We start from the raw sequence: 24,742 nt of genomic DNA, 5'->3' as shown, positions 1-24,742 counted from the left end.
AAAGCCGGGTCTTTGGCCTTCGACAGGTGCCATTTAATCAAGACTTCATCGCGTTTTGCTACCCGCTGCACCAATGGATAGGTGAAATGCATCTGCTGTTCGCCACATCGATCGTGCCCGATGGCGCTCTCGCCTCGGGCTACGAGATTGCCAACGCCGCGATCATCGACGCGCTGCGGCGTGCCGGCGTGCGCGTGACGGTGATCGGCTTCATCTGGCCGGGCAAGGCTCCGTCCGATCCACAAGACACGATCGTGCTTGGCGACGTCGAAGTCCGCACCGAAGGCGCTTCGCCTCTGAGGAAGCTTGCCTGGCTGGGCAAGGCGGTCCACTCCGGCCTCACCTTCTCCTCGGTCAAGCTGCGCGTCGTTCCTGACAGCGAAGTCCGCGCCGCCATCGAATGCGCCGGTCCCTTCGATGGCTATGTCCTGAATTCGGTCCAGTTCGCTGGTGCTTTTGAACGGGTGCTCGCCGATCGGCCATCGATCTTCGTCGCGCATAATGTCGAGCACCGTTCGGCCCAGGAAAATGCCGCCGCGGCCGGCAGCGCGCTTCAGCGCTGGATGTTCCGCCGCGAGGCGAGGCTGCTCAAGATCATGGAAGACCGCCTCTGCGGCGCCGCACGCTTTGTCTTCACGCTGGCCGAGGAAGACCGCTCAGCGCTCGACGTCGCCTCCACCGGACGCTCGGCGGTGCTGCCGCTGGTGACCCGCGCGCAGGCGCCGACAGGCAAGGCACAGCGCCACGTCGATTGCGATGCGGCGCTGATCGGCACCTGGACCTGGCAGCCGAACCGCATCGGGCTCGACTGGTTCCTGACCAAGGTGGTTCCGCATCTGAAGCCGGATTTCCGCATCAGGATCGCCGGCAACATGCCTTCCGGCATCAGCTCGCCGCATCCCGGCGTCTCCTTTGTCGGCAGGGTTCCGGATGCGCAGGCCTTCGTGCGCGGCGCCGCCGTCATTCCCTTGATCAGCACTGCCGGCAGCGGCGTCCAGCTGAAGACCATCGAGACCTTCGAGCTCGGCCTGCCGTCCGTCGCCACCAGCCGCTCGCTGCGCGGCATCGGCTATCGTCCCGACAATTGCGTGGTCACCGACGATCCGATTGCTTTCGCGGCGGCCCTCCAGGCGGCCGCGGGCAACATCCGCGACGTCGATGGCAGCGCCTTCCATCGCCGCCAGTTGAAGGCGTTGGACATCGCGATCGGGCTTGGTCTGGAGAAGCTCGGCGTCGTCAGGCGGGAGGTCACCGCATGAATTTGCGCACCCCGCGCGCCGCCTTCGGATTCGACACGCTCAAGACCATTCTGGGTATTCCGGTGCTGGCCATACGCTGGGATGAGGCCATCACCTTGCTCACAAGGCTGATCGACGAGCGTCGCTTCACCAAGGTGAGCTTCCTCAACGCCCACAATGCCAATCTGGCTTGCACCGACCCGGTCTTTGCCGAGGCGCTGGAAGACTTCCTCATCCTGCCGGACGGCGTCGGCGTCGACATGGCGGCAAAGCTGCTTTACGGCGCGCCTTTCCCCAGCAACCTCAACGGCACCGACTTCATTCCGGCCTTCCTGCAGGCGTCGTCCCACCCGCTGACGGTGGCGCTGCTCGGCACGACGCGCGCCAATGCCGAGGCCGCATGCGCGAAGCTTTCGACGCTCGCCATGCAGCACAAATTCGTCGTCATCCATGACGGCTTCTTCTCGGCCGCCGAGGAGCCGGCGATTCTGGAACGCATCGCCAGGCTGCGGCCGGATATATTGCTTGTCGCCATGGGCGTACCGCGCCAGGAATTGTGGATCGAGCGCCACATCGACAGCCGCCATTGCACGTTGCCGGTAGCCGTTGGCGCGCTGCTCGATTTCATGAGCGGCTCGGTGCCGCGCGCGCCGCTGTGGCTGCGCCGGCTGCGGCTCGAATGGCTGTTCCGCCTGTGGATCGAACCCGGCCGCCTGTGGCGACGCTATATCGTCGGCAATCCGCTGTTCCTGTGGCGCGTCGTCAAGCAGAAGCTTTCGCTAGGGCCACGGCCGGCGGAGGCGCGCCGGTGAACAGCCGTTTTGTTCCCGATATCTCCACCGCAATCGCACCGCTGCCGCGCGCGCCTTCAGCCGCAATCGTCACCGCGAGCTACGCGCCGGATTTCGAACGCTGCCGGCTGTTGTGCGAAACCATCGACCGACACGTCACCGGCATGGCGCATCACTATATCCTGACCGAGCATCGCGACGTTGCGCTGTTTCGCCAGTTGGAAGGCAGCCGCCGCAGCGTCGTCGACGAGCGGGATCTGCTGCCGCGCTGGCTGCATGTGTTCGACGATCCGCTGAGCGGCTTCCGCCGCCGCATCTGGCTGAGCCTGAAAACGCAGCCGCTGCGCGGCTGGCATGTGCAGCAACTGCGCCGCATCGCAATTGCCGGCCAGGCAAAGGAAGACGTGCTCATCTTCTGCGATTCCGACGTCGCCTTCCTGAAACCGTTCGACACCGGCGTCTTCTGGCGCGACGGCAAGGTGCGGCTGTTCCGGCGCGACGGCGTGCTGTCAAACGATGGCCACGATGAACATCGCACCTGGTCGCGCAATGCCGGCGCTGCACTCGGCATCGATGCAAGCAATATTTCGACTGATGACTACATCTCGACGCTGATTGCCTGGCGGCGCGAGACGGTCAACGCGATGTGCGAGCGCATCGAGAAGGTGCATGGCCGCGACTGGGTCAGCGTCGTCGGCCTGGCGCGCCAGTTCTCCGAATGCATGATCTATGGCCGCTACGTCGATGACGTGCTTGCGGGTGCCGGCCATTTCCACGGCTCGCAGGAGTTCTGCCGCGTCCACTGGAACGGTGAGGCGCTCTCGGACGAGGAATTCCGCCGCTTCGTCGATGCCATGGCGCCGGAACAGGTGGCGATCGGCATGCAGTCCTTCATCGGCACCGATATCGGCCGTATCCGCCGCCTGATCGCGCTTGGATAGTTCTGATAGATCCGAGACGTTGGGAACTGGCAGAGACGAACCTCTCGTCGTCATTCCAGGGCGGAGCAAGGAGCGAAGCGACGCGCGCAGACCCTGGAATCCATGCCGTTACTTCGAAGTGTCACGACGGTGCAGAATTCTGCTCCGTTGCATTCTTTGGCACTGGTCACGGAATGGATTCCAGGGTCTCCGCGACGGAGCTTCGCTCCTGCTCCGCCCTGGAATGACGACCTCGAAGGGTTCGCCCCGATCCCAAACGTTTGCGATGGTCCGCCCGGGTAAAACGAACGGCAATCCTGGCTGGCACTAAATAAGCTAGATCGCCTTGGCTGGCCTGCGCATCGCCGAGTAGGTCAAGAGCATCGAGGCGAGATAAAGCAGCAGGAAGACGATGTTGAGCGACAGCACCAGATTGGCGGTGTCGGGGATGGTCGTCAGCACATAGGTGAGCAGAACCGCCTTCAAGCCGGCGAGCAGGCCGAGATTGATCGCCCGAACCGCCGTCTGGCCGCGCGCGAAGAGCAGTTCGGCCTGGTATTCGACGAGGTTGCGCAGTCCCGGCACGCAGACCGCCAGCGCGACCAGCGGTGCTGCCTCGGCGACATTCTTGCCGAGCGCGTTCGGGAAGAAGTGCAGCACGATGCCGAGCGACATCAGCGCGAGCGTCGAGACCAGGAAGACGCCGCCTTCGATGCCGCTCTTGACCGCCAGCCGTGACAGGAGCTCCGGCGCCCGCATCATGCGCTGCACCAGCATCATCGAGAAGGTGCGGATCGGGATTGCGGTGAGATCGACCAGCCGCATGATGATGGCGTAGATGCCGGCCAGATGCGGTCCGCCGATCGACAGCACCAGGAGCTTGTCAAACTCCATCTGCAGGTAGAACAGCACCTCTGATCCGGCGACATAGATGGAATCGGCGAGCCGCCTGAAATAGAGCTCGGCGCGCAGCCTCAGCCGCTGGCGCGGATAGAAGAAGGCAAAGGCGATGACGAGCGAGGCGGCGTTGGCGCCGATGTAATACAGCGACCAAACGTCGATGGTGTGCTGCGCGGCAAGCATGAACAGGATCGCGCCGACTGCCCGTAGCGCCGTCGCCAGGATGGCGAGCACGGCCGCCCGCCCGAATTTGCCGAGCCCGTTGTTGACGATCAGCACCACTTCGACCGGCCGCCACAAAAGCGCCTCGGCAAAGACGACCGCGGCGTATGCCGACAGCGGCACGGTGCCGGAAAAGAAAATCAGGTAGACGATGTAGGATGCGGCGGCGAGGAATGGCAGCGATAACGCGCCGAGAAGCAGGAAACCGGCGGTGAAGGTGCCGATCAGATTGCGGCGGATCGTGGCGGTCCGGTAGAGCGCCGAGATGAAGCCGAAGGCGAGAATGCGCGACAGCATGATGCCGGCGGCCGAGGCGGTCGCGAACATGCCGAACTCGGCGATTGAAAGCGTGTTGGCCAAAGCGATGAAATAGGCCAGCGAGAACACCAGCCGGCCGCCGGCGCCGCTGATCGCCGAGAAATAGTCGAATACCAGTTTCCGGCGCGTGGCCACGAAGCGGCCGATCCGCGCGAAAGTCCGCCTTTGCGGCATGTCGCTGACCTGGGTCATATCCGCGGCGATACATAGGCGGGAAAGTTTAACGCGGCGTTCTGGCGGCCGCATCGGCGACGCTGAAATGCCGCGAACAAGGCAAGAAACTGTGTCCGCCATGGCGCAAAATTAACCTTTTGTTTCCTATGCCTGTTTAGCGTGGCTTAACGATTGGCCGATCCGCCGCTCCCAAGCCGCCAAAGAGTAAGTTCCAGGACAATGGTCGACAGGGATAACCGTGATGACTGGAGGCGCGAGCGTTCTCTGCTCGCGCTCGGCCAGGCTATGCGCGGCGAGGACAACACGGTTTCGATCGGCGACCGGGCCGACTCTTCGTGGCGCGAGGACGCCGCCGCGCGCCATCGCGCCGCGCGTTCCGAACGCGAGGGGAAGTCGAGTCCGCAGCCCGCCGATACCGGCGGATTTGGCCAAGCGCGGCCAGATCCGGCCTCAGTCGAAGCTGAGGACGACTGGGTCGAAAAAGATCGCTACGCGACGAGCGGGCAGGGCGATGAAAGTCTCGCATCGACTTACCAGCCGCAAGCCGCTCCCCAACCTCGCCCAGCAACGCGGTCGCTCGCCGTCGACGCTCCAGGGTCCGAGGAGTGGAAGCCGCTGATCGACCCGATGCAGGTCATTCACGGCGTCACCAGATCGAAGGCACTGATCCTGTCGACGACGATCCTGGGTGCAGCCCTCGGCGTCGCAATCGCGCTCTCGACGCCGAAGAAATACGAGGCCACCACCGACGTCATCGTCGACCCGCGCGACCTCAAGCTCACCGATCGCGACCTGACGCAGAACGTGGTCGCCTCGGATGCGACGCTCGCCATCGTCGAGAACCAGGTTCGCATCCTCACCTCGGGCACCGTTCTCAACAAGGTCGTCACGGATCTCAACCTCACCAACGACCCTGAATTCAACGGTCAGGGCACGGGCGGCCTCGGCCTGATGTCGACGCTCCGCTCGATCCTGTCGCGGCAGGATGCGAGCCCCGCCGACGAAGCGCGCCGGCGTGCGCTGTCGGTCGGCAATCTGGCGGACAGCCTCGACGTCGAGCGTGGCGGCAAGACCTTCGTGGTCTCGGTGAGCGCCACCACGCAGAACGCCGAAAAATCCGCCCTGATCGCCAACACGATGGTCAAGGCGTTCAAGCAGATTTCCAGCGAGATCCAGTCGAACACCGCGGGCCGCGCCAATGACGAGCTGACCGCCAGGCTCGATGAATTGCGCAAGGGCGTCGAGACGGCTGAACGCCAGGTCGAGGATTTCAGGGCGACGCACGATCTTGTCGACGCGCAGGGCCGCCTGATCAGCGACGACCAGATGCTGAAGCTCAACGAGCAGCTTTCCGTCGCCCGCGCTCGCACGCTCGAGCTCAATGCACGCGCCGCCTCGGCACGCTCGCTGAACGTCAATTCGGTCCTTAGCGGCACTTTGCCGGAAGAGATCAATTCCAACATGATGAGCGAGCTGCGCTCGCAATATGCGGCGCTAAAGCAGGAAGCCGACCGCGCCGAGGTCAAGCTCGGGCCGCGTCATCCGGAGATCGCAGCGCTCAACGCCCAGCTCGCCGGCGCGCGCGAGCGCATCAGCGCCGAACTGCAGCGTATCGGTTCGTCGCTGCAGGTCGACCTGAAGCGCTCCGTCCAACTCGAGCAGGACCTGTCCTCGCGCCTGGCGCAGGCTAAGGTGCAGAGCGGCGACGTCAACAACAACCTGGTTTCGCTGCGCGAGCTGGAGCGCGAGGCGGCCGCCAAGCGTTCCGTCTACGAACAGTTCCTGCTGCGCGCCAAGGAAACCGGCGAGCAAAAGGGCATCAACACCGCCAACATCAGCATCATTTCGGATGCCTATGCGCCGCTGCAAGCCAAGGGTCCGTCGCGCGCCGTGATGGCCTTGGCTGGTCTGTTCGCCGGCCTGTTCGCCGGCATCGGCCTCGGCGCGCTGCGCGGCATCCTTGCCAGCCTGCGCGAGACGGCCGATACCCGCTCGCGCCGCAGGGTCGAAGAGCGTGCTCCCATGGTGGAGAACAATTCCAACCGGGCCGTTCCGCCGCCGGCGCCGCCACCGCTCGTGACGCCGCCGCCTGTCCCTCGGCCGCCGGCCGCGTCTTTCACGCCGCCGCCGGCTCCGACATTCGCGCCGCCTCCAGCGGCATCTTACACACCGCCCCCAGCCGCTTCGTTTACGCCGCCGCCTGCCTCACCTCCGATGACGGCGATGGCGCCGTCTGCTGCCCCATCCATTGTGCCGCAACCGCCGGAGCCGGACAACGACGCCGGCCGTCCCGGGCTTTTCGGCGCGCTGGCCTCGGCGGTTCGCTATTTCGTGCGGCGCGAGCCGGCTGAAACAGTCGATATGGACTCTGTCCCGCCTGAAAGCGCCTGGCGGGCGCCCAGCCGGGAGGAGCGTTATCTCCGGGCCGAGACATCGGCGCCGGAGAATTTCCAGCCGCCATACGAGCAGAGCCATTCCTACTCATATCGGCCGGACCATATGCCGAGCGAACCCTACGAGGATCCTTATCCGGCATCGCCGGCATCCTATCATCCGCAGTCGTCGACCGCGGGCGAGGTTCGCCAGCCACCCGCCGACCAGCAGGGTCAGATCGACGAGATCCGCGCCAGCCTGCGCGAATTCCGCGAGGCGGTGCGCGAGCTGACCGAAAGCCGCGCGCGCCGCTATTTCTAAACCGCCCGTATTTCTTAACCGCTCACCGTTCGATAAAAGCGACCGGTTTCGGGTTTACGGCATCCGACGACGCTTTGACGGGATTGCCTTGTCGAATTTTCGTGAAAATGCCGCGCGGCATTTGGACCGTCCGCACCCTGCGTTGGCGGATCGAGATGCCGGATTGAGGCATGGGGCATGCATCGATGCGGCCTCAAAACGGAGAGTTCAGGATGACCGAAGTGATCGACGGAAAGCGTGTCGCCGAGGATGTGGTTTCGAAAGTCAAGGCGCTGACGTCCGAGCTTTCGGCCAAGGGCGCCACCAAGCCCGGTCTGGCGGTGGTCATCGTCGGCGAAGATCCGGCAAGCCAGGTCTATGTCGCCTCGAAATCGCGCACCGCCAAGGAATGCGGCTTCCATTCACTCCAGCACACGCTGCCGGCCGACACCACCGAGGAACAATTGCTGAAGATCATCGGCGACCTCAACGCCGATCCGTCGATCCACGGCATCCTCGTGCAGTTGCCGCTTCCCGGCCACATCGACGCCGGCAAGGTCATCCAGACGATCGCGCCGGAAAAGGATGTCGACGGCTTCCACTTCATCAATGTCGGCAAGCTCGGCACCGGTGAGCTCGAGACGGCATTCGTGCCCTGCACGCCGGCGGGCTCGATGCTCTTGATCGAGCGCGTGCGCGGCAAGGACCTGTCCGGTTTCAACGCCGTCGTCGTCGGCCGCTCCAACATCGTCGGCAAGCCGATGGCCAATCTGCTGCTCGCCGCCAACTGCACGGTGACCATCGCCCACAGCCGCACCAAGGACTTGCCGGCGCTTGCCCGCACCGCCGACATCCTGGTCGCTGCCGTCGGCCGTCCTGAGATGGTCAAGGGCGACTGGGTGAAGCCCGGCGCCACCGTGATCGACGTCGGCATCAATCGCATTCCGGCGCCCGAAAAGGGCGAAGGCAAGAGCCGCCTTGTGGGCGACGTCGCCTATGCCGAGGCAGCCAAGAATGCCGGGGCCATCACGCCGGTCCCGGGCGGCGTCGGACCGATGACCATTGCCATGCTGATGGCGAACACTGTAGCTTCCGCCTACCTCGCGGCCGGGCTGAAGCGGCCGTCCTTCTGACCGGAAAGCAGCATCCTTGCCGAACCTGATTGCCCCTGTCGAACGGCCGATCACGAGCGATGCCGTTCAGGGCGGCCGTCAGTTCGGCTTCCTGCTGGTCGACAAATTCTCGATGTTCTCGCTTGCCGCGGCCATCGACTGCTTCCGTTCGGCCAACCGCCTGCTCGGCCACGATTTCTATGGCTGGACCACGATTTCGGCCGATGGCGACGCCGTCATGGCCTCGAACGGCCTGCCGCTGAAGATCGACTACTCCGTCGCCGACATGCCGCCGGTCGATATCCTGTTCGCCTCGGTCGGCCTCACCACGGAATTCCCCGGCAAAAGCAAGGTGCTGGCCGCGCTGCGCAGTTGGGGCCGGCGCGGCAACGCGCTCGGCGCGCTGTCGGTCGGCTCCTATCTGCTTGCCGAAGCCGGACAGCTCGACGGCTATCGCTGCACCATCCATTGGGAGAACCGCGCCGGCTTCATGGAGCGCTTCCCCGATATCAACTGCACCGGCAATGTCTTCGAGATCGACCGCAAGCGCTATACCTGCGCCGGCGGCACCACCTCGATCGACCTGATGCTGGAGATCGTGCGCGGCGATTTCGGCTCCAACCTGGCCAATGGCGTCGCCAACCAGTTCCAGCACGAGCGCATCCGCTCGGCCGGCGATCGCCAGCGCGTCGGACCCGAGCGCGATCTCACCGGCAAGTCGGAGAAGCTGAGGCGCATCGTCGAACTGATGGCCGATCATCTGGATGAGCCGCTGTCGGCGGTGCAGCTTGCCAAGTCGGCCGGGCTGTCGGTACGCCAGGTCGAACGCCTGTTCCTGCGCCACCTCAGCGTGACGCCCGGCCGCTATTATATGCGGCTGAGGCTGGAACGGGCGCGCGAATTGCTGCGCCAGACCAACATGCCGATCCTCGACGTGGCCATAGCGACGGGCTTCACGTCGCACTCCTATTTCGCGCAGAGCTACCGGCTGCAGTTCGGCCGCCCGCCGTCCGAAGAGCGCCGCACCACTTATTGAGGTTCAGAAGGAGACGTGCAGTCCGGCCTTAAAGGCCTGGCTGGTCGTGCCGCCGCCGAACTGTCCCGCATAGCTCAGCCCGAGCCGTGAGGCCGCGCCGGCCTGCAAGTCGAGGCCGAGCTCGATGAGCGCCGCATCGCGGGCGATCGGCGTGCCGGCGATGGTGAACGGGTCCTGGCCGGCAAAGGCCACGCCGATCGTCGGTGTCGAATCGAAGGCATGGCGCCAGCCGACGAAGCCGCGCGCGCTTGCGGCAACGCCGCCCAGGTCGAACGCCGTCGACCCTCTTAGCCCGAGCGTCGAGAAGGTGACGGAATTGTCGAGGCCGTCGCTGGACAGCGCCGCTGCGCCGCCATCTTCGCTGAAGGCGTCGCTGCCCGTGTCGACATAGGCCAGCGCCGCGGTCGGTTCGATGGTCGTGCCACCCCTGTGGAAGGCATAGCCCGCCTCGCCGAAGACCTGACCGGTATGGCCGTCATATTTGGCCGAAAGCCGGTCGGAAAAGCCGGGGAAGGCGACCGAGCGATCGGTTTCGATCATCTGCCAGGCATAGGCCGCGCCGCCGCGCAGGCTGAAATCACCCCATTGGCCGGCGCCGTAGGCCGCCAGATGAATGCTGTCGGCCGAGCCGCTGGAAGCGCGATCGTCGGCATCGAAAGTGCTGCGGTCATAACCCGTCAGGACACCGAGACGGATGGTGTCGGCGACCGCCGCGTCGATCCCGGCGAAGAATCCGCCCGAATGGGCGTCGAAGTCGGCGGCGTTGGCGTCGCTGTCGCGGCTGCTGAAGGCGCCATGGGCCTGGCCCCACAGGCCGGGCCCGCCGGGCCTGCCGGCCTGGCGAACCCGGTCGAGTGCCGCTTCGCGCACGAAGCGGCTGTCGTCCAGCATGAGGCCGGCGGCCGAGGCATGGATTTCGCCCGAAAGCTGGTCGAAGGCGGCGCGCGCGCCGGGAACGTCGAGCATCAGCACGGCATCGAAAATCGCATTGCCGCCGCCAAGCGCCCGCACGCCGGCGCCTGCAGCCCGCTGGTTCGGCGTGCCGCCGATGGCGTCGAGGTCGATGCTGTTGCGCTCCAGCGTCAGATAGACGTTGTTGGCGTCATAGGTAAGCGTGGGCGCCAGGAAGGCGAAGTTCGAGGTGACGCCGGAAAAGGTCCCGGGCCCGGTGAGGCCCGCGGTGGTCGACACGATCGTGTAGACGGTGGACGGCGAATAAGTTCCGCCGGCGGCAAGCACCTGAACCGTGCCGCCGTTGATCGTGGCTGTGCCTGTTATGGCAACGAGATCCGCTTGGCCGCCGGGATTTACCTCGACCTGCAGCGCCGACCCCGAATTGAACACGACGCTTCCTGTTACCGACAAGGTGCCGATCGAATTGCCGGCGGCGATGGTGCCGCCGTTGGCGACGGCGCCGATGATCGTGCCCGTGCCGCCGAGCCCGGCGCCGGTGCTGACGGTCACGGTCGGGCTGGTCAGCGCTCCGTTGACGCGCAGCAGGCCGGTTTGAACGGCGGCGCTTGTCGAGAAGCCGCCGGTGCCGGTCAGCTCCCAATCGGTGCCCTGCAGTGCCAGTGTTTCAAAATTCTTGAACTTCGCGAAGGTCTCGCTGCCCGCCCCTTCCAGAATGAGGTTGTCCGTGCCGGTGCCGCCAAGAACATTGCCGTTGAGGACGGAGCCGGTCTGCAGCCGCACCGTGTGCGTGGCTCCGACCGTGCCGCCGCCTGCCGAGGTGAAAGCGATGGCATTGACCGCGCCGGTAATGGTGCCGCTGTTGATGACTTCGGCTGCCGCGGTATTGCGCGTCAGGATGCCGCTGGCATTTGTCGAGGCGATGATGCCGCTGTTGACGATAGCGCCACCGCCGGTCGCTTCGACGGCCGGACCCCGGGACGACGTGATCGAGCCGGCATTGCCGAACGACGTGAAGACCGCGCTGGCGCTGGCATAGACGCCGTTATAGTCGCCGTAAATGACGCCCGTGCCGGTGTTTGTGAATGTCGACGGCCCGCCCTGCATGAGCACGCCGGTGCTGAAGCCCGTTGTCTTTGTTGCCTTAATCGCGCCGCTGTTGAACAGAGTGCGCGATGTGCCTTGGCCGATCGAGACGGCGTTGAGGCCCGTTGCTGTCGTGATCGTGCCTCCGGCATGGTTGTTGACCGTTCCGCCAAGCCACATCGTGACGCCCTCGACGCCGCCGGTGATCGTCCCGTAATTGTCGAGAGTGCCAGGGCCGCCTGCCGGTGGCAGGCCAAACGGTTTATAGCCGAACGTGAGTGCGGTCAGGCTGCCGGTGACGGTCGCCCCGTTGGCATTGAGAAACGTGCCGCCCTGGTCGAGCTTGACCGTGTTGCCGCCGGTTACGGCCCCCTCATTGGTCAGCGTCCATGCCTGGAGCGTGGCGCTGATAGCCGGGTTCGAAGGGCCAACGGTCACGCCCGGGTTGATGTGAGCCGTGGTCCCCGCGAACGTGTCGAGATTGACCGCTCCGGTGTTGGCGGTGATCTCGACGTCCGCCGCGCGGGCCGAAACGCATATCGCGGCAAGGGCCAATGCCAGGCAGCCCGTGCCAGTTGTGCGCCTGCCGGGTCCGCCTGTCCCCCCGCGCCGCTGCAGGCTCTGCCCGCTCGGTGGACGCGATTCCTGCCCGTTTGCCCCCAACATCGCCAGCCTTCAGTCCCACCGTTAAACCCGAGATTGCGATATAGGCGAGCGGCTGGAGGGCGGTCATCCTAGCGAAATCGGGAGGGCCGTGATCTCGATGCGCGTACGGCGACCTCCAGACGGAGACGCTCGACGGACGAGCGGGCTTGTGTCCTGACGGGGCGTCAAATAGCTTTCCGGACGCGGACACGGGGTTCACTCAGGAGATTTTCATGGCGGGACTGGCACGGAGCGTCGCTGCGGCGATCCTCCTTTTGTCGATGACCACATTTGGCTTTGCCGCCAACAAGGTCATCATCATCCTTGATGCATCGGGATCGATGTGGGCCCAGATCGATGGCAAGCCGAAGCTGGAGATCGCGCGTGAATCGCTGCGAACGGTGCTGCAGTCGGTTCCGGCCGACGACGAGATCGGCTTCATGGCCTATGGTCATCGCACCAAGGGCAGTTGCGACGACATCGAGCTGATCGTGCCGCCGCAAGCCGGCTCCGCCAGCGCCATTTCGGCTGCTGCCGACAGCATGAAATTCCTCGGCAAGACGCCGCTGACGGCCGCCGTCAAGCAGGCCGCCGAAGCGCTGAAATACACCGAGGACAAGGCAACCGTGGTGCTGATCACCGACGGCCTGGAGACCTGTGGCGGCGATCCTTGCGCGCTTGGCAAGGAGCTTGAGGCCTCGGGCGTCGACTTCACCGCCGATGTCGTCGGTTTCGGCCTGACCGCCGACGAAGGCAAGCAGATCGCCTGCCTCGCCGAGAACACCGGCGGCAAATACATCCAGGCGTCTGACGAGAAAGCATTGCAGGAAGCGCTGGTCAAGACCGTCGCGGCTCCGGCACCGGCCGCTGCGCCGGAGCCTGCCCCGGCACCCGCGCCGGCTCCTGAACCGGCCAAGCCGGAATTCAATTTCATGCCGACGGTGGTGCTTGCCGAGGGCGACGATCCGATCACGGACGGCAACGCCTGGCAAATATACAAGGCGAAATCCGACGGCACACGGGGCGATTCCGTGGCCACCGAATACGGCGCCTACAAGGGCAATCTGGAGCCGGGCGACTATATCGTCGTCGCCCAGGACGGCGAGGCGAAGGTCGAGCAGAAGGTCAAGATCGAGGCGGGCCAGGTCTACAAGCCGCTCTTCACCTTGAATGCCGGCACGCTCATCATCCATCCGCGGCCGAGCCCGGGCGCTGATGTCGTCGATGGCGCGGCTGTTGTGATCGACTATCCCGGCGCCGAACATCCTGCGACCTACTATGGCACCACGAAAGTCGTGTTGCCCGCCGGCGATGAGAAGGTGACGGTCACGATCGGGCAGGGCGAGGTGACTGAAACGATCCCGCTGGCCGCTGGCAAGACGGTGGAAAAGGACATGATCGCCGGCGTCGGCCATGTCGTTGCCAACGCCTTTTACACGGCCGGCGGTGACAAGGCGGACGCATCGGGCATCGGCTTCAAAGTCGTCAAGGCGAAGAAGAAGATCGACGGAACCAGGGACGACGTGACCTATGCCTATGGGCCCGACAGCAAGTTCGATCTGCCGCCCGGCGACTACGTGCTGATCGCGACGGTCGATCTCGCCGTCGTCGAGCAGCCTTTCACAGTCAAGGTCGGCGAGCTTCAGGACGTGAAGGTCACCATGAATGCCGGCGTGCTGGCGATCACCGCGCCCGGTGCCTCGAAGATCGAGATCTTCGAAATGGAAAAGGACATCAACGGCAACCGCAAGTCGCTCGGCTACGCATACGACCAGAAGTATCAGGCGGCGATACCAGCGGGCGACTACACTGTCGTCTCGGAGAAATCGGACAACAGCTCAAAGGAAGGCACTGTGACGGTCAAGGCCGGCGAGCGGGCCGAACTGACCGTGCAATAGGATTGCATGGACGAATGCAAAAAGGGCGGCCAACGAGCCGCCCTTTTTCATGAGGAGGACAAGACGTCCTTCACGCGTTGCCGAATGCCGCGGCGCCATGGTCGGCGCGGCCGACCAGTTGCCGGAAGCCGGCAAACAGCTCGCGGCCGAAGCCGAACTCGTTGCCGATGAGATCGGCATCCGCCGTGCGGCGCAGCGCGAATTCCGTTCCCGGCACCAGCACCTCCAGCGTGCCGGCATCGGCGTCGAGGCGGATGACGTCGCCGTCATGGATTCTCGCGATCGGTCCGTCCTCGACTGCTTCCGGCGTCACATGGATCGCCGCCGGCACCTTGCCGGAAGCGCCCGACATGCGCCCGTCGGTGACAAGCGCGACGCGCTGCCCACGATCCTGCAGGATGCCGAGCACGGTGGTCAACTTGTGCAGTTCCGGCATGCCGTTGGCCTTCGGTCCCTGGAAACGGATGACCGCGATGAAATCGCCGGTCAGCGTGCCGGCCTTGAAAGCGTCGTTCAGCGCCTGCTGGCTGTCGAACACTTTTGCCGGCGCCTCGATGAGGCGACGCTCGGGCTTGACCGCCGAGGTCTTGATGACGGCGTGGCCGAGATTGCCGCCAAGCACTTTCAGGCCGCCTGTCGCCTGGAACGCTTTCCTGACCGGCGCCAAAACCTTCTCGTCGCCGCTCTGCAGCGGCGCTGCTTCGCGCACCACGCCGCCGTCGTCGCCAAGCTTCGCTTCGACCGCGTAAGGCCGCAGGCCTTCGCCCCACACCGTCTGCACGTCCTCGTGCAGCAGGCCTTCGTCGAGCAGCTCGCGGATCAGGAAGCCAAGCCCGCCGGCGGCGTGGAAATGGTTCACGTCGGCAAGCCCGTTCGGATAGACGCGCGCCAAGAGCGGAACTGCTTCCGAGAGATCGGAAATATCCTGCCAGGTCAGCGCGATACCCGCCGCGGCGGCCATCGCGATCAGGTGGATGGTGTGGTTGGTGGAGCCGCCGGTGGTGTGCAGGCCGACAACGCCGTTGACGATCGAACGCTCGTCGATCATGCGGCCGACCGGCGTATAGGCGTTGCCGAGCGCGGTGATCGCCAGCGCCCGCTTTGCCGCTTCCCTCGTCAGCGCGTCGCGCAGCGGCGTGCCTGGATTGACGAAGGAGGCGCCCGGCGTGTGCAGGCCCATGATCTCCATCAGCATCTGGTTGGAGTTGGCGGTGCCGTAGAAGGTGCAGGTGCCTGGCCCGTGATAGGATTTTGACTCCGCCTCAAGCAGTTCGGGGCGGCCGACCTTGCCTTCGGCATAAAGCTGGCGGACCTTGGCCTTCTCGTCATTCGCCAGGCCGGTCGTCATCGGTCCGGCCGGGATGAAGACGGCCGGCAGGTGCCCGAAGGTGAGCGCGGCGATCACCAGCCCGGGCACGATCTTGTCGCAGACGCCGAGGAAGACGGCGGCGTCGAACATGTTGTGCGACAGGCCGATCGCCGCCGCCATGGCGATCACGTCGCGCGAGAACAGCGACAGCTCCATGCCGGGCTGGCCTTGCGTGACGCCGTCGCACATCGCCGGCACGCCGCCGGCCACCTGGGCGATGCCGCCGGCCTCGCGCGCCGCTTCCTTGATCAGCGCCGGAAACGTCTCGAAGGGCTGATGCGCCGACAGCATGTCGTTGTAGGAGGTGATGATGCCGAGATTCGGCACCCGGTCGCCGCCGAGCGCGATCTTTTCGGACGGGCTGCACACGGCAAAGCCATGCGCAAGGTTGCCGCAACCCAGCACCGCGCGGTTGGCGGTGCGGCTGGAAGCCTCCGCGATGCGGCCGAGATAGGCTTCGCGGCCGGCTTTCGAACGTTGGCGGATGCGTTCCGTGATGGCTTCGATATCGCGTCTGGCTGTCATGGTCCGTCCTTTCGAGCCCGGCAAGCGTCCTCCCAGCGCCGTCGGGCCGTCATGTTGCAATCAGGGTGCCCAGAACACCTCTATCGGTCTCGGCGCCGCCTCGATCACTCTGCGGATGGGCTTTTTCGCGCCGGGTCCCATCGCGCCGTCAAATGCGGTGCGCTTGTCATCGCCTTCGATGTGCAGCGCGACGAAGCTGGAGGCAACGATGCGCGCCATCGACAGCGTGAGCCGCGGCTCGCCGCCGCTTGCCGCGTGCACCGGCAGCACGATCCGCTGCGAGGTCGGATCGAGCAATTCGCCGAGGTTGCCGGCGTCGGGAAAGAACGAAGCCGTATGGCCGTCGCCGCCCATGCCGAGGATGACCACGTCGAGTGGCCAGGGCAGCGATCGCAGCGCTTCGCCATCCGCCGCCGCGGCGTCCTCGATGCTCTCCGCCTCATGGTAAAGCGGCACGAAACGCGCCGCCGCGGCCTCGTTCTGGAGCAAGTTCGCCGCCACCAGTCCGGCATTCGAGCGCGGCGAGGACGGCGGCACGAAGCGCTCATCGACCAGCGTCACGGTGACCTTGTCCCAGGCGATGGGAGTGGTCGACAGCACGGCGAACAACTTCGCCGGCGTGGTTCCACCGGACACCGCGAGCAGCGCGGTGCCGCGCTCCGCGACGGCGCCGGCCAGCCGGTCGGCAATCTGTCCGGCCAGCGCCGTCGCCAGGTCCTGGCGATCGGCAAAGCCGTTCCAGTTGTAGCGGGCCGCGCTCAATTGCTCTCGTGCCATGTCCGTCCGTCACGTTCGATGAGCGCGATGGAGGCCGACGGTCCCCAGGTTCCGGCTGTATAGCCTTGAGCCTCCTGCCTGGCGCTCTCCCAGGCGTTCTGAATCGGGTCGATCCATTTCCACGCCGCCTCGACCTCGTCGCGACGCATGAACAGAGTCTGGTTGCCACGCACCACATCCATGATCAGCCGTTCATAGGCATCGGGCGCGCGTCCTTGGAAGGACTGCGCGAAGCTCATGTCGAGCGAGATCTGGCGCAGCCGCATGCCGCCCGGTCCCGGATCCTTGATCATGATGTACTGTTTGACGCCTTCGTCCGGCTGCAGCCGGATCACCAGCTGGTTGGCGAAGATCGGCCCGGCGCTGTCACCGAAGATCGAATAGGGGATCGGCTTGAACTCGATGACGATCTCCGAGACGCGGGTGGCGAGCCGCTTGCCGGTTCTGAGATAAAAGGGAACGCCGGCCCAGCGCCAGTTGCCGATCTCGGCCTTGATGGCGACGAAGGTTTCGGTGTTGCTGTCCTTGCCCAGTTCCTCGACATAGCCCTTGACCGGCCCTCCGGCGGAAGCGCCGGCGCGATACTGGCCGCGCACCGTGTGCTTCGGCGCCTCATTGCCGTTGATGCGCTTCAATGCCCGCAGCACCTTCAACTTCTCGTCGCGAACGGCGTCTGCGTCCATCGAGGACGGCGTTTCCATGGCAACGAGGCATAGTAGCTGGAGAATATGGTTCTGCACCATGTCGCGCAGCGCGCCGGCCTTGTCGTAATAGGTTACGCGATCCTCGAGCCCCACTGTTTCGGCGACCGTGATCTGGACATGGTCGATTTGGGCCGAGTTCCACAACGGCTCGTAAAGCGCATTGGCAAAACGCAGCGCCATCAGGTTCTGCACCGTTTCCTTGCCGAGATAGTGATCGATGCGGAAGATCTGGCTTTCGTCGAAGTCGTCGCCCACCGCGTCGTTGAGCGCGCGCGCCGAGGCCAGATCCCTGCCGATCGGCTTCTCCAGCACGATGCGCGAGTTCGGCGTGATCAGCTTGTGCTCCTTGAGCTGGTGCGAGATGTCGCCGAACAGCGCCGGCGCCACCGCGAGATAGAAGGCGCGTATGCGGTCGCTGTCGCCGATCGCCTTCTTCAGCTTGTCGAAGCCGGCGCCCGTGGTCGCGTCCGCCGAGACATAGGAAAGCCTGGCCAGGAAGCTCTCCAGCTCCTTGGCGTCGATATCGGCCGGCTTCACATGCTGGGATATCGCCTTCTTGGCGAACGCCTGGAACTCTGCGTCGGTCATCTTCGCGCGCGAGGTGCCGATGATGCGGGTAGGCTCGGAGAACTGGTGGCCGCACTGGCGATAGTAGAGCGAGGGCAGGAGCTTGCGTTCCGACAGGTCGCCGGTACCGCCGAAGATGATGAAGTCGAAAGGATCGACAGGGATGATCTGGCTGGTCATGGTCAGTCCGATTTGATGCCCGTTGGCGGCAGCGTGGTTGGTATATGCTAATCGATTTAAATTTTCCAGTGCCATGGTGTCACATGTGAGGACCAATCGCTTGCTCTTGCATCGGTCCGCATGTTTCCCGACACTCGCGCCGCCGGCAGGCTCGTCGGCAAGCCATGGCTTCCGGAAGCGTTCGCGATTGCACCATAGAACGCGAATGTGACGAAAGCTAAGGGAGAAACAGCGGCGCTCGCGGCTGCCATCTCCCGCCAATTCAGGATGGTCTCAATGAACGGGAAAACCATGCGTCTGGAAAACAAGGTCGCCATCATCACCGGTGCCGCGTCGGGCTTTGGCGAAGGCATGGCCAAGCGCTTCGCCGAAGAGGGCGCGCGCGTGGTCGTCGCCGACCTCAACGCCAAGGGCGCCGAGCGGGTGGCCGAAGAGATCGGCGGCAACGCGATCTGGACCCAGACCGATGTGTCCCTGCGCTCCGAATTCGACGAGATGATCTACGCCGCCAAGAGCGCCTTCGGCCGCATCGACATCATGGTCAACAATGCGGGCTTCACCCATCGAAACGACGACATGCTCGGCGTCGATGAGGAAACCTTCGACCTGATCACCGCCGTCAACATGAAGGCTATCTATCACGCGGCGCTTGCCGTCGTGCCGATCATGGACCGGCAGGGCGGCGGCGTCATCCTGACCACAGCCTCCACGGCTGGGCTAAGGCCGCGGCCGGGCCTGACCTGGTACAATGCCTCCAAGGGCTGGGCGATCACCGCCACCAAGTCGATGGCCATCGAGCTGGCGCCGAAGAACATCCGCGTCAACTGCCTCTGCCCGGTCGCCGGCGAAACCGGCATGCTGGAGAAATTCATGGGCGCCGACACGCCACAGATCCGCGAAAGATTCCGCGCCTCGATCCCGCTCGGCCGGCTCTCGACACCGCTCGACATCGCCAACGCGGCACTCTGGCTGGCCTCCGATGAAGCGGCCTTCATCACCGGCGTGGCGCTGGAGGTCGATGGCGGGCGCTGTATCTGAGCAATCTGCGCCCAAACACCGGTTGACGTGCCAGTTACGTCAGGCAAACCGCTGTGCCAGGCGAGCTGATGTTTCTCAAAAGTGCGCCCAAACTGCATCTGGAACGGGTGGCACCAGCCTGGACCCATGAAGTCAAGCGCTGGATACCGGCATGCGGCAAAGGACAAGGCTGCCAAGATTGCGGCCTCCACAAAGTGCCGTTCGAGGATCACCGGGACTTTGTGAGGCAGCGCAAGTTGGATCGCCGCTGGCAGCGGGTCCGCCGGCTCTTTGGCGGGTGACTCTCCGCCGGCGCAACCCGTGTCACGCGCCGGTCTTGACGTAGCTTTTGTAGACCCAGCCGTGCTTGCCGTCATAGACGATCTCGCACCACTGCTTGCAGCTCATCACTTGCACCGACGATTTGGCGGGTATGGTGACGATCGCGGCTGCACCCTTCTTCGGCCCGGAGCGCATGGTGACGGCCCTCAAAATGCGTCCGTTGGCGGCCGCGCCGACTTTTTGAGGTTCCGGCTTGGGCTGGGCCGCGCTGTCCGTCGCTGCCGGCTCGGCATCGGGATCCTGCGGCTTGGCATCGGGAATGGCGGCGGTTTGGGCGCCATCCATCTTGTCGCCCGGCTTCTTCGCGGCCGTCGGCGTCTCGTGCGCGGGTGCGGCAACCTGCGATAGCGCATCCGAAGCATCGTTCTCGGCAGTGGGCTCGGCGAAGGCGGTATCGGTCGATTGCGCGGCGCTCGGCTCGGCGGCCTGCTTGGATGGAGCCGGTCGATCCTCGGCCTGGTCCGGCGGGGTCTTGGAGTCTGAAGCCGTCCAGCGCGGGCTGTTCGACGCCAGCGCCGGAATGCTGGCTTCGCGAGCCGCTCTTGCCGGCGAAACCGCATCCGCCTTGCGCGCGGCTTGCGGCGCCGCTGCCACGGTGATCGCCGCTGCCGCCGGAGCGATCTTCGTGGTCTTCACCGGAATTGTCGGAACGGTCTGCTCGGCACTGGCCGCGGCCACTTGCCGGTCACTGCCCGGAACGCTGAGCCAAAGCGCCACCGCGGCCACGCCGAGCAGCGCGGCGGTACCAATCGCTGCAATGACCAGATGCGCGTTCGACTGCACCTTCTGCCAGAAGGATGGCCGTACGTTATAGCCGAACTGCATTGTAAAGCGCTGCCGTTCCGGCATGCCGAAACTGAAGGGCTCGTTCACTCAAACCACCTCCAACAAGCGGGCCGACGTTCTTTCGATCGTTGCCGCGAGGGTTGGCTTCGATCGGCATCGGTCCCGAAATCACTGCGGACAGGTCCGCGAAGTCCCCGGATTTTCGCCCATGATGGCATCTTTCACTGCTGATTATGGCATGAGTGAGCCATTTTGCGAAATCGTTGCGCGCTTGTTGAGGCATGTCGCCCAGAAGTGTGCAGCGGTTCCGGGACAACGACATGCGTCAAATCAAAACTTAAGCGCGTCGCCTCACTCCGTTCAGCGCGACGCGTTTTAGGGCTTCCACAACCTGCGGCGCGGAAGCCACTCGCGTCGAATCGATGGCACCTGCCGGGCGACCGGCTTCAAATCCTGTCCCGTAACGCGAACCAGCTGAGCGCGAGAAACAAGAGCGGCGCGCGCAAACGCCGGCCGCCGGGGAAAGCAGGGATCTTCAGATCCTCGATCAGTTTCAGGCGGTCGCGATTGCCGGCGACGGTCTCGGCATAGAGCTTGCCGAAGAAGTTCGACAGCATGACGCCGTGGCCGGAATAGCCGCCCATCGAAATCACCTTCGGCATCACCTCGCGCACGAACGGCTTTCTCGGCACCGTGATGCCGACATAGCCGCCCCAGCCATGCGTGATCTCGACATCCTTCAGCGCCGGATAGAGCTCGGCGATCTGCTTGCGGATGTGGATATGGATGTCCTTCGGATCGTTGACGGCATAGACCTCGCGTCCGCCGAACAGCAGCCGGCCGTCTTTCGACTTGCGGAAATACCGCACCACGAAGCGGGAATCGTCGACCGACTCGCCGCCCGGCAGCACTTTGGAGGCGGCACCGAGGGCCACGGTCGCGCCGATGAAGGAGCCGATCGGCATGATGTGCGCAGCGCTCACCGGCTCGAGGTTGCCGCCATAGGCGTTGACCGCGATCAGGCATTTGTCGGCGGTGATCGTGCCCCTGGGCGTCGTGACCTTCACCTTGCCGCTGCTGGAAATGATGCCGGTGGACGGCGTCTGCTCGAAGAGATGCGCGCCGGCCGCTGCAGCCACTTTTGCCGTGCCGATCACCAACTTCAGGGGGTGGATGTGGCCGGTGCCGATATCGCGGGTGCCGCCGAAGTAGCGCGTCGAGCCCAACCGCTCCGCTGTTTCAGCCGCATCCATGAAACTGATGTGCTGATAGCCGAAGCGGCTCGCCATGAGCTCGGCGTGGCGCTTGTAGTCGTCGACATAGCGCCGCTTGTGGGCCACGGAAAGCTGACCCGGCATATAGTCGATGTCGATCGCGTTGGCGGCGGCGAAGTCAAACAGATGCGCCTTGGCTTCCTCGGCCATGTCGAAAAGCGCCTTGGCGCGGGAAAGGCCATATTCGGCCTCCATCTCCTCGGCCCAGGCGCGCTGGCCGGTGCCAAGCTGGCCGCCATTGCGTCCCGACGCGCCATCGCCCAAGCGATAGGCTTCGATCAGCACGACATTCGTGCCTGCCTTGGCAAGATGCGCGGCTGCCGACAGCCCGGTAAAGCCCCCGCCGACGATGACGACATCGCAGGTCCGGTCGCCGTCGAGAGCCGGATATTCAGGCCGGGGGCCGGCCGTGTCCTCATACCAGGAACGGCCGGGAGAGATGGGGGATTGGTAGGGTAGGGTCATCATGGGAGTAGGGGAGTATGGGAGTAGGGGAGTAGGGGAGTACCTAGTCGGCTGCCAACTTTCGGATTAGAAGTCGAAGGAGCTTGCCGACACTTTCGGTGCTGGCAAGTAATGGGTCCGTCGTTGCTCGCGGTGCAATGCCGGTACGTTCAGCGATCAGAAGCTGAGTTTCTAATTCCTTCAGCGACCCTTGAGCGATGCGGAGAAACTGCTGATAGGAACCTCGAATCTCCCTGCCGTAACCCTCTGCTATATTCGAGGGTACCGAAGTTGCGGAGCGGCGCGCTTGGCTGGTCAGTCCATAAAGCTCCTCCTTAGGCCAGGATTTCGTCGCGCTGTAAACTGACACAGCCAAATCCATCGCCTGCTGCCAGACCACCAAGTCCTTGTACGAGCCTGTTTTTTCGGCCACCCGTCCCTACTCCCCTACTCCCCTACTCCCCTACTCCCCTACTCCCCTACTGCCTTACTCCCTATTCCACTCACACATTCAGCAGCAGATATTCCCGCTCCCACGGGCTGATCACTTCCATGAAAGTCTCGAACTCGGCCCGCTTGATCGCCGCGAAGGTGGCGGCGAAGGATTTGCCGAGGATTGCGCCGAGCTCCTTGTCGCCCTCGAACAGGTCGACGGCCTCAAGCAGGCTGCGCGGCAGGTCGATCTCGTCTTCGTTGGCGGTGGTAAGCACCGGCGCGGAAGCCTTTTCCTTCTTCGTGATGCCGATCAGCCCGCAGGCCAGCGACGCCGCGAGCGCCAGGTAAGGATTGGCGTCGGAAGACGGGATGCGGTTTTCGACGCGCCGCGCCGCGGGATCCGAGCGCGGCACGCGGAAAGCTGTCGTGCGGTTGTCGTAGCCCCATTTGGTGTTGACCGGCGCGGAAGCCGCCTGCGTCAGCCGACGGTAGGAATTGACGTAGGGCGCAAACATTACCAGCGCGTTCGGCACATGCTTTTGCATGCCGCCGATGAAATGGAAGAACGCGTCGGTCTCCGAGCCGTCCTCCGCCGAGAAGATGTTTTTGCCGGTCTTCTTGTCCACGATCGACTGGTGGATATGCATGGCCGAACCCGGCTGTCCCTGGATCGGCTTTGCCATGAAGGTGGCGTAGATTTCATGCTTCAGCGCCGCCTCGCGGATGGTGCGCTTGAACATGAAGACCTGGTCGGCGAGCTCGATCGGATTGCCGTGCCGCAAATTGATCTCAAGCTGGCCTGCGCCCTCTTCGTGGATCAGCGTGTCGATCTCCAGGCCCTGCCGTTCCGAGAAATGGTAAATGTCGTCGATCAGTTCGTCGAACTCGTTGACGCCGGCGATCGAGTAACCGGCGCCGCCGCCGATCGGCCGGCCCGAGCGCCCCACGGGCGGCGTCAGCGGATAATCCGGATCGGGGTTCTTGCGCACCAGATAGAATTCGATCTCGGGCGCTACGACCGGCCTTAGCCCACGGTCGTCATAGGCGGCAAGCACGCGCCTCAGGACATTGCGCGGCGTGAACTCGACCGAGCGGCCGTCCTGGTGGACGAGGTCGCAGATCACCGCCGCCGTCGGGTCTTCTTCCCAGGGCACGACGGTCAGTGTCGAAAGATCGGGCAAGAGCTTCAGGTCGCCGTCATCTTCCGGATAGTGGAAGCCGTTGCCGTCCTCGGGATAGCCGCCCGAGATCGTCGTCATGAACACTGCCGAAGGCAGTGCCAGCGAAGTGTTGGAGGTGAATTTCTTCGACGGCATCATCTTGCCGCGGGCAACGCCTGCCTGGTCGGGCGTGATGCATTCGATGTCCTCGATGCCGCGCCATTCGAGCCAGGCGCTGGCTTCCTTCCAGTTCTTCACACCGCGTTCGCTTTTCAGGAACGCAGGCGTGCGGGCGCGTCCCCCCCGGCTTGACGGACGGACTTCCTTTTTTTCAGGCGGCATCATTCACCAGATTGTGTTTGCGGATTTCGAAGTATAGCCGGGCGCCATGGCGGAAGGGAAGGGGAGGCGCCCACGTCGCCTCGGGAGGATAACCGTCTTCAGGCTGGCGGCGTGGTGCAACAGCGTTTACACCACCCACCGGCAAAGAATGGTGTCCGCTCATGTCAGCCCCTCATTTGACGACGATCGGTTTCGATGCCGACGACACGTTGTGGCAGAACGAGCAGTTCTTCCGCATGACCGAACGGCGCTTCATCGCCATGCTTGCCGAACACGGCGAGGCAAGCCACGTTTCGGCAAACCTGCTTGAAGCCGCAAAGCGCAATCTCGGCCTCTATGGCTTCGGCATAAAGAGCTTCACGCTGTCGATGATCGAGACGGCGATCGAGGTTACCGAGGGGCGTGTTCCGGCCTCGACCATTGCCGAAATCCTGGCTGCCGGCCGCGACATGCTCAGCCACCCGATCGAGCCGCTGCCGCATGCGCGCGAGACGGTCGAGAAGCTCGCCGGCGCCTATCGCCTGGTGCTGATCACCAAGGGTGACCTCATGGACCAGGAGCGCAAGCTCGCGCAATCAGGACTGGGCGAGCTCTTCGACGCTGTCGAGATCGTCAGCGACAAGAGCGCCGCCACCTATGCCCGCATCTTCAGCCGCCATGGCGACGGGCCGCAAAAGAGCATGATGGTCGGCAATTCGCTCAAGTCGGACGTGGTCCCGGCCATCGACGCCGGCGGTTGGGGTATTTATGTCCCGCACGAATTGACCTGGGCGGCCGAGCATGCCGAGGTGCCGGTCGCGGCGCCGCGTTTCCGGCAGATCGCCGACTTGAGCGAGCTGCCGGCGCTGCTCGAAAGCATCGCCACGACCGGTTAATGGCCCCGTGGGGGCACTTG

At 64.4% G+C, this 24,742-nt stretch carries 18 protein-coding genes; 9 read left to right on the top strand and 9 right to left on the bottom strand.

Annotation, left to right across the window (positions count from 1 at the left end):
* The first annotated feature begins 86 nt into the window (after positions 1–86).
* Genes RFM98_RS06760 through RFM98_RS06750 form a run of 3 tightly spaced genes read left to right on the top strand, consistent with a single transcriptional unit; the run spans position 87 to position 2,970 of the window.
* The gene (locus tag RFM98_RS06760) at positions 87–1,259 is read left to right on the top strand and encodes a glycosyltransferase (protein WP_320308108.1); all 1,173 of its coding nucleotides are present in this window, start codon (positions 87–89) and stop codon (positions 1,257–1,259) included.
* Positions 1,256–2,050 (top strand): WecB/TagA/CpsF family glycosyltransferase, encoded by a 795-nt coding sequence (locus RFM98_RS06755; RefSeq protein ID WP_320308107.1) that lies wholly within the window; start codon positions 1,256–1,258, stop codon positions 2,048–2,050. Before RFM98_RS06760 ends, RFM98_RS06755 begins: the two co-directional genes overlap by 4 nt.
* The gene (locus RFM98_RS06750; protein WP_320308106.1) at positions 2,047–2,970 is read left to right on the top strand and encodes a DUF6492 family protein; all 924 of its coding nucleotides are present in this window, start codon (positions 2,047–2,049) and stop codon (positions 2,968–2,970) included. Before RFM98_RS06755 ends, RFM98_RS06750 begins: the two co-directional genes overlap by 4 nt.
* 315 nt (positions 2,971–3,285) lie before the next feature.
* Here the strand turns inward: RFM98_RS06750 and RFM98_RS06745 are convergent, their stop codons facing one another.
* On the bottom strand, positions 3,286–4,581 hold the full coding sequence (locus RFM98_RS06745) for a lipopolysaccharide biosynthesis protein (protein WP_320308105.1): 1,296 nt from the start codon (positions 4,579–4,581) through the stop codon (positions 3,286–3,288).
* Between the two features lie 201 nt (positions 4,582–4,782).
* On the opposite strand from RFM98_RS06745, the gene RFM98_RS06740 reads away from it, so the two are divergent.
* The 3 genes from RFM98_RS06740 to RFM98_RS06730 all read left to right on the top strand — a co-directional run bounded on the left by RFM98_RS06740 (position 4,783) and on the right by RFM98_RS06730 (position 9,384).
* Positions 4,783–7,257 (top strand): GumC family protein, encoded by a 2,475-nt coding sequence (locus tag RFM98_RS06740; RefSeq protein WP_320308104.1) that lies wholly within the window; start codon positions 4,783–4,785, stop codon positions 7,255–7,257.
* A gap of 212 nt (positions 7,258–7,469) precedes the next feature.
* Complete coding sequence (folD, locus tag RFM98_RS06735) at positions 7,470–8,369, top strand: bifunctional methylenetetrahydrofolate dehydrogenase/methenyltetrahydrofolate cyclohydrolase FolD (RefSeq protein ID WP_320308103.1); 900 nt, start codon at positions 7,470–7,472, stop codon at positions 8,367–8,369.
* A 16-nt stretch (positions 8,370–8,385) separates the two neighbouring features.
* Positions 8,386–9,384 carry a GlxA family transcriptional regulator gene (locus RFM98_RS06730; RefSeq protein ID WP_320308102.1) on the top strand — a complete coding sequence of 333 codons (999 nt, stop codon included), beginning with the start codon at positions 8,386–8,388 and terminating at the stop codon, positions 9,382–9,384.
* A 3-nt stretch (positions 9,385–9,387) separates the two neighbouring features.
* Here RFM98_RS06730 and RFM98_RS06725 read toward each other — a convergent pair whose 3' ends face one another.
* Positions 9,388–11,937 (bottom strand): autotransporter outer membrane beta-barrel domain-containing protein, encoded by a 2,550-nt coding sequence (locus tag RFM98_RS06725; RefSeq protein ID WP_320308101.1) that lies wholly within the window; start codon positions 11,935–11,937, stop codon positions 9,388–9,390.
* A 323-nt stretch (positions 11,938–12,260) separates the two neighbouring features.
* Here RFM98_RS06725 and RFM98_RS06720 point away from each other — a divergent pair, with 323 nt between their 5' ends.
* Entirely contained in the window at positions 12,261–13,925 is a 1,665-nt protein-coding gene (locus tag RFM98_RS06720) for a vWA domain-containing protein (RefSeq protein ID WP_320308100.1), read from the top strand.
* 70 nt (positions 13,926–13,995) lie between these two features.
* Here the strand turns inward: RFM98_RS06720 and edd are convergent, their stop codons facing one another.
* Genes edd through zwf form a run of 3 tightly spaced genes read right to left on the bottom strand, consistent with a single transcriptional unit; the run spans position 13,996 to position 18,047 of the window.
* Positions 13,996–15,819: a phosphogluconate dehydratase gene (gene edd / locus RFM98_RS06715; RefSeq protein WP_320308099.1), complete on the bottom strand. Its 1,824-nt coding sequence runs from the start codon at positions 15,817–15,819 to the stop codon at positions 13,996–13,998.
* Positions 15,820–15,879: 60 nt separating this feature from the next.
* Complete coding sequence (gene pgl / locus RFM98_RS06710) at positions 15,880–16,596, bottom strand: 6-phosphogluconolactonase (RefSeq protein WP_320308098.1); 717 nt, start codon at positions 16,594–16,596, stop codon at positions 15,880–15,882.
* Positions 16,578–18,047 (bottom strand): glucose-6-phosphate dehydrogenase, encoded by a 1,470-nt coding sequence (zwf, locus tag RFM98_RS06705; protein ID WP_320308097.1) that lies wholly within the window; start codon positions 18,045–18,047, stop codon positions 16,578–16,580. Before zwf ends, pgl begins: the two co-directional genes overlap by 19 nt.
* 291 nt (positions 18,048–18,338) lie before the next feature.
* Here zwf and RFM98_RS06700 point away from each other — a divergent pair, with 291 nt between their 5' ends.
* Entirely contained in the window at positions 18,339–19,085 is a 747-nt protein-coding gene (locus tag RFM98_RS06700) for an SDR family oxidoreductase (RefSeq protein ID WP_320308153.1), read from the top strand.
* A 303-nt stretch (positions 19,086–19,388) separates the two neighbouring features.
* On the opposite strand, the gene RFM98_RS06695 is transcribed toward RFM98_RS06700, so the two are convergent.
* The 4 genes from RFM98_RS06695 to RFM98_RS06680 form a co-directional block, all read right to left on the bottom strand.
* The gene (locus tag RFM98_RS06695) at positions 19,389–20,279 is read right to left on the bottom strand and encodes an SH3 domain-containing protein (RefSeq protein WP_320308096.1); all 891 of its coding nucleotides are present in this window, start codon (positions 20,277–20,279) and stop codon (positions 19,389–19,391) included.
* Positions 20,280–20,638: 359 nt separating this feature from the next.
* Positions 20,639–21,931: an NAD(P)/FAD-dependent oxidoreductase gene (locus RFM98_RS06690; RefSeq protein ID WP_320308152.1), complete on the bottom strand. Its 1,293-nt coding sequence runs from the start codon at positions 21,929–21,931 to the stop codon at positions 20,639–20,641.
* Between the two features lie 43 nt (positions 21,932–21,974).
* Positions 21,975–22,343, bottom strand: a complete 369-nt coding sequence (locus RFM98_RS06685) for a four helix bundle protein (RefSeq protein ID WP_320308095.1) — start codon at positions 22,341–22,343, stop codon at positions 21,975–21,977.
* Between the two features lie 70 nt (positions 22,344–22,413).
* Positions 22,414–23,850 (bottom strand): glutamine synthetase family protein, encoded by a 1,437-nt coding sequence (locus tag RFM98_RS06680; RefSeq protein WP_430681740.1) that lies wholly within the window; start codon positions 23,848–23,850, stop codon positions 22,414–22,416.
* A gap of 158 nt (positions 23,851–24,008) precedes the next feature.
* On the opposite strand from RFM98_RS06680, the gene RFM98_RS06675 reads away from it, so the two are divergent.
* The gene (locus RFM98_RS06675; protein ID WP_320308094.1) at positions 24,009–24,722 is read left to right on the top strand and encodes an HAD family hydrolase; all 714 of its coding nucleotides are present in this window, start codon (positions 24,009–24,011) and stop codon (positions 24,720–24,722) included.
* Positions 24,723–24,742: the final 20 nt, after the last annotated feature.

The sequence above is a fragment of the Mesorhizobium australafricanum genome (assembly GCF_033977265.1).
Taxonomy (GTDB): domain Bacteria; phylum Pseudomonadota; class Alphaproteobacteria; order Rhizobiales; family Rhizobiaceae; genus Mesorhizobium; species Mesorhizobium australafricanum.
This window is presented reverse-complemented; position numbering and strand designations above follow the sequence as displayed.